The 252-nt window shown below is 54.8% G+C and carries 1 protein-coding gene; it reads left to right on the forward strand.

Features of this window, described 5'->3' with window-relative positions:
• The first annotated feature begins 159 nt into the window (after window positions 1-159).
• A complete protein-coding gene (locus AC0L2O_RS37165) occupies window positions 160-249 on the forward strand; it encodes an AsnC family transcriptional regulator (protein ID WP_473373251.1) in 90 nt (29 codons plus the stop codon).
• The last annotated feature ends 3 nt before the right edge of the window (window positions 250-252 follow it).

The raw sequence follows: 252 nt of genomic DNA on the forward strand, positions 1-252 counted from the left end.
GGGCTCGTTAAGCCGGGGACTGTGTAAGCGTTTTGGCCGTAATCCCCACCTAAAGGGCGTGACTAATTCCCTTAGGGCATTGATTCAAACCATACCCAAGGCTGATGTGACAGGCAGATTGCGCAATTAAAATCGACGGATTGCGTTGTGGGCGGTGCGATGGATGATCTTGATAGGCGGCTGATTGCGCTCCTCAGGCTCGGTGGGCGAACGCCTATAGCGGCTCTTGCAGAGAAGCTGCAGGCCTAAGAG

The organism is Bradyrhizobium sp. Kon10 (assembly GCF_055807395.1).